This is a genomic window from Bradyrhizobium vignae, assembly GCF_004114425.1.
In the GTDB taxonomy this organism is placed as follows: Bacteria; Pseudomonadota; Alphaproteobacteria; order Rhizobiales; family Xanthobacteraceae; genus Bradyrhizobium; species Bradyrhizobium vignae.
Map to the genome: position 1 here is coordinate 1 of NZ_RDQF01000131.1, position 2588 is coordinate 2588.

At 62.0% G+C, this 2588-nt stretch carries 5 protein-coding genes; 1 reads left to right on the forward strand and 4 read right to left on the reverse strand.

Translation table 11 applies throughout. The annotated features are described in order from the left end of the window. The 4 genes from EAV90_RS39000 to EAV90_RS39015 form a co-directional block, all read right to left on the reverse strand. Nucleotides 1–180 (reverse strand): helix-turn-helix domain-containing protein (locus tag EAV90_RS39000; RefSeq protein ID WP_164937305.1); only part of this gene is annotated, 180 nt, incomplete at its 3' end. A gap of 323 nt (nucleotides 181–503) precedes the next feature. Continuing rightward, a complete protein-coding gene (locus EAV90_RS39005; RefSeq protein ID WP_129146463.1) occupies nucleotides 504–827 on the reverse strand; it encodes a hypothetical protein in 324 nt (107 codons plus the stop codon). 92 nt (nucleotides 828–919) lie between these two features. After that, nucleotides 920–1348: a hypothetical protein gene (locus EAV90_RS39010; RefSeq protein ID WP_129146464.1), complete on the reverse strand. Its 429-nt coding sequence runs from the start codon at nucleotides 1346–1348 to the stop codon at nucleotides 920–922. Between the two features lie 2 nt (nucleotides 1349–1350). Then, nucleotides 1351–1620: a hypothetical protein gene (locus EAV90_RS39015; RefSeq protein WP_129146465.1), complete on the reverse strand. Its 270-nt coding sequence runs from the start codon at nucleotides 1618–1620 to the stop codon at nucleotides 1351–1353. A gap of 227 nt (nucleotides 1621–1847) precedes the next feature. On the opposite strand from EAV90_RS39015, the gene EAV90_RS39020 reads away from it, so the two are divergent. Continuing rightward, complete coding sequence (locus EAV90_RS39020; protein ID WP_245509741.1) at nucleotides 1848–2504, forward strand: ERF family protein; 657 nt, start codon at nucleotides 1848–1850, stop codon at nucleotides 2502–2504. Nucleotides 2505–2588: the final 84 nt, after the last annotated feature.

Consider the following 2588-nt stretch of genomic DNA (forward strand, 5'->3'; position numbering starts at 1 on the left):
CCGCCTGGAGCGGTCGCTCAGCGCCTCCAGGCCATGTTCCTTGTAGCGATCGAAAATCTTGTAGCCGGTCTTACGGGAGATGCCGAACTCCCGGCAGACATCCGTCATGGCTTCCCCGTCCAACAGGGGGGCGACAAAGCGAAGGCGCTCCTCCATTACCGAACTCGCTTTCCACGGCATCCACCCACACCTCCCGCAGAACAAAAGCGGAAAGTGTAACCCATGTGCCCGGTACGGACTGTCACCTATGTCTCGGGCCGCTCATGCGGTTCTTGTCTTGGCGGCGTCATATTTGTTTGGAGCGTACAGCGCTCACCATGAATTTTTTCCGATCGCTGAAAACGCGCGCGGGCGGAACGGCTCTCGTGGACCTCTACACATTTGATCAAGCGGGGCGGCTCGCATCTGACCAACGGACTGGCATGGGACATCGGACAATCTCCTTGCCGAGCCATTAACCATGTCGGGGGACGGGGTTCCTGGAACCGGCTTTGATCAACTTCTCAGGGTCCGCAATGGGCAGAGCTGCATTGAATCGCCTCGGCAAATTTGGCTTCGTTCTGCGCATTTGCGACTCCCGCCCTTGAGATCGCCTCCATGAGCGCGCAGGCGAGTTGCTCGGCGCGCTCGAGCTGACTGGAATCCAACTGCGCTTGCGCGGCGAGGCCATGGCGGTGCGCATTGTAGCTCGCGCGCGCCTTTCCCGTGGGGGATCTTGGGCCGGTGCTGCGTTGCGCATTGGCGCGATTGGCGGCGCGTAGACGTTCAGTAGTCATCGCTTGGCGGCTGCTCCAAATTCGGACCTTCGCCGGTGATGGTGTCGCCATGCTTTGTCCGTGTCAGCTGGTGCTGTCGATCCTGCGCCTGCACGCGCCGATGGAACGGGATGGCGGCGAGCGCCTTGTCGCGGCGCGCGGCCTTAGATGCTTGCAACCGCTAGAGTGCAATCAATGTGGCCAAGGAATGGAGCACCGCGTCGGAACTCGATGCCAAGTTCGGTCAGGCCGGCGTTCTTGAGGATGGCCGCCACCTCGCCCCTTGCCTCCGGGTCACCACGTGACCAGCGCTCCATCAAGGCCACGCGATCGCCGTCGGCCATCGCTGGCTGATCGCGGACAAGCTGCGCATAGAGCGCCTCCCACGCACGCGCGGCGAGGAAGTGAGACTCGGCCCGGCGCAACGGCGAAATCTGCAGGCTGCTATACGCAAAATCTTCAGCGTATAGTTGTTCAATGCGATCGCGCGGCCTGATCGCGGCCTCGATCTGACGACGGTTCTCGTCGAACGCGTCGGGCGGCCGCCGCTCCGCCGCGCTTTCAAAGTGCGTCTCACGATCTCGTTGTGTCATCGTTACTCCCCAGAGCACCAATTGTTGCATTGCTTTGCCGCGTCTCGTGAAGCCTTCGCCTGATGGAAGCGGCTCCGCTCTTCCAAAGAGATGCGCCGCTCGGCCGCCTTCAATCGCATCAAGCGATCGAGCGCCTCGTCAAACATCGCATCACATGCGCGTTCGAGCTCAAGCTCGCGCTCAGGCACCTCATCGCTCAGAACGGCGCTCGCCATCGCAATCCGGAGCTCCGCGCTCGGTGCCCCTAGCCCCATGACCATCGTCGCAAGCATGTCGATCGCTGCACTCCGGACGGCCTTATCCAGGCTTTGGCGCTCCTGAACTTACCTCTCGGGCAGCCCTCTCTGAGCTGGCGCGCGCGAGGAGCGTCGAGCGTCTGAAGCGCCTGTTCCAGCTCGTCCGCGGTCGTAATTCTGGCGAGCCACGGAAGAAACGCACGCAAGTGAGAGCGGTCTGATCAAGCTCACGACCACCCTGCTCCACACCTCCGGCGAATGGATTGCGTCCGACTGGCCGGTGTGCCCCGGTCGCCGAAACCGCCGCGCCACACCGGATGGGGGCGGCGCTGACCTATGCACGGCGCTATGCGCTCTTCACGCTGGTCGGCATTGCTGGCGAGGACGATCTGGATGCACCGAATGCAGTTGCGGCAGCCTCCGACCTCACCGAACCGAAGATCTTGCCGGCACCGAGAGCAAAACCGGTCAGGGCCGTACTGGACCGGTCACCTGTGCTCAGCGAGACTTTGTCGGCCGAGCTGCGGGAGCGCTTATTGAGCCAGCTTGGCGAGCTTGCCGACGGAGATGGTCTCCTCGTTTGGGCTAAGACAAGCCTTCCGCTCAAAAGCACCCTCAGGGAAGCAGACGCGCGACTGGTTGAGGCGGCTTACCGGAAGCGGCTCGACGCAGCGGCCAATACCGAATTCAACTCGGCACAACAGGAAGACGCATTGTCTGGCGAACAGGTGCTGATCAAACAGCAGTTCGGGGGTGACGCGGGGCAAGCTCGAGCCTCTGAGGATGAAACGCAGCAGGTTGGCCTTGCCTTCCCGAAGGAGCCTCCAGGCAAACGCAGCAAGGCACACCTGCTGTTCATTCGAGAGCAGCGTAAGCCTCCGGTGATGCTTTCAATTACCCACATCGTCGACGAGTTCTGATTGAGAGGCCGAAGGCGATGTCATTGAGGCGTGTTAGGCCTCGCCACACCACCATGTTTCCTGGCGGCGGATCGTGGTTGCGCG